Raw genomic sequence first — 1,399 nt, 5'->3', positions numbered from 1 at the left:
ATCAGCGCGGTGGCGGCGAGCGGTTCCCCGGTTTCCGGCGGCGCGGTCGGCAGCAGGGCGACGCGCCGGCCCTCCCGCCCCGCGGCCTCCAGCGCAGCGGCAGCCGCCGCCGTCCGTGCGGGCCAGTCGGGTGCCGCCGCCCAGCCATTGTCGATCACCACCAGCAGCGGGCCGGACCCGCCGCCGCCTGACTGCGGCTGCCAGACCGGCCGCGCCAGGCCGAGGATCAGCAGCGCCGCCGCCAGTATGCGCAGCAGCAGCAGCCACCAGGGGGTGCGGTGCGGCGTCTCCTCCGTCGGCGGCAGGTCCCGCAGCAGGCGGATGGCCGGGAAGGCCTGGGTCTTCGGCGCCGGCGGGCTGACGCGCAACAGCCACCACAGCAGCGGCAGCGCGGGCAGCGCCAGCAGCAGCCACGGCGCCGCGAAGGCGAGGGGGCCCAGTTGCCACATCACCCGGGCGCCAGCCTGCGATACAGGGCCAGCAGCGCCGCCTCGGGCGGCTGGTCCGTGCGGTGGGTGGCGAAGGACCAGCCCGAAGCGGCGGCGATCGCCGCCAACCCGTCCCGGTGCCGCGCCAGCCGTTCCTCATAGAGCGCACGCACACCCTCGACACGCGGCACCAGCGCGTGCTCGGCGGTGCCGAGGCCCTCGAAGCGGATGCGGCCGGTGAAGGGCAGGGTTTCCTCCGCAGGGTCGAGCACCTGCAGCAGATGGCCCCGCACCGAGCGCGCGGCCAGCGCCGCGACCGCGTTGCGCGTCTCCTCCAGCGGCGCGAGGAAATCCCCGATCAGCACCGCGCGCGCATGGCGCGGGATGCGCCCGTCCTCGGCCACCATGGCCTGGCGCGGCAGGGCCTCCGCCAGCGCCGAGATCGCCCCACGCCCGGCAAAGGCCCGCGGCAGGCCGAACAGCCGAACCCTCTCCCCGCCGCGGAACAGCAGCGACGCGAGGGCCAGCAGCAGCAACTCCGCGCGGAAGCCCTTGGCCGGCAGGTCACGGCCGCTGCGCCAGTCCATCGCGGCCCCGCGCTGGGACCACAGGGCGACGGTCTGCGCGGCCTCCCATTCCGTCTCGCGCACGAAGAGGCGATCGGACTTGGCCGATTGCCGCCAATCCACCCGCGCGGCGGCATCGCCGGCGACATAGGGGCGGAACTGCCAGAAGGCATCGCCCTGGCCAGGGCGGCGACGGCCATGGACACCCTGCATGACCGTGGCGGCGACACGCTCGGCCTGCACGACCAGGGGCGGCAGCGCGGCGCCGAGGGATTCGGCCCAGGGGACGGAGACAGGGGTGGTCATGGCGCTGCGGCGCGGTCCCGGGGAGGGCGCTGCCCTCCCCGGACCCCTCCCGCCAAAGGCCGAAAGGCCCTTGGAACCCTCGACTTGGTCGGGGTGGCG

At 75.8% G+C, this 1,399-nt stretch carries 2 protein-coding genes; both read right to left on the bottom strand.

Features of this window, described 5'->3' with window-relative positions:
* Positions 1–449: BatA domain-containing protein (locus GXW76_RS25335; protein ID WP_211864910.1), on the bottom strand; the 449-nt coding region annotated here is incomplete at its 3' end.
* Positions 449–1,300, bottom strand: a complete 852-nt coding sequence (locus GXW76_RS25330) for a DUF58 domain-containing protein (protein ID WP_211864909.1) — start codon at positions 1,298–1,300, stop codon at positions 449–451. The genes GXW76_RS25335 and GXW76_RS25330, both read right to left, overlap by 1 nt.
* Positions 1,301–1,399: the final 99 nt, after the last annotated feature.

Origin of the sequence: Neoroseomonas soli (assembly GCF_018129065.1) — a bacterium.
Classification (GTDB): domain Bacteria; phylum Pseudomonadota; class Alphaproteobacteria; order Acetobacterales; family Acetobacteraceae; genus Neoroseomonas; species Neoroseomonas soli.
Note: the sequence above shows the minus strand (reverse complement) of the source record. Positions and strands in the feature narration are given on the sequence as shown.

What these genes read in the sequence shown, in the direction of transcription:
- GXW76_RS25330 (WP_211864909.1), bottom strand. Translation starts at nt 1,300, where the DNA reads ATGACCACCCCTGTCTCCGTCCCCTGGGCCGAATCCCTCGGCGCCGCG.